Raw genomic sequence first — 265 nt, forward strand, 5'->3', positions numbered from 1 at the left:
GATTAACTATATAAATGGATGCTTTCTTTATATTAAGTCTACATTAAATCAAAAAAACAAACAACTTTTACCGTAATTTTTTTACGGCAAAAAGTTGTTTGTTTCTGAGTTGAGTTTCCTAATTCCATTAAACGAACCCGCTCTGTACATCTTTTCTAAATTATGTGCTTTACGTAACTCTTTTACAGTTAAATTTGAAAAAGATGTAAGAGTATGATTGTGAAGTTTGAAATAGCAGTCAGGTCTAAGAATATTATTATCAATC

The 265-nt window shown here is 27.9% G+C and carries 1 pseudogene; it reads right to left on the reverse strand.

Annotated features, from left to right (window positions below):
- Positions 1-81 precede the first annotated feature (81 nt).
- Positions 82-265: pseudogene (locus tag V7124_RS07715) on the reverse strand (hypothetical protein); the annotation flags it as partial.

Origin of the sequence: Neobacillus niacini (assembly GCF_036961885.1) — a bacterium.
GTDB lineage: Bacteria > Bacillota > Bacilli > Bacillales > Cytobacillaceae > Neobacillus > Neobacillus niacini_H.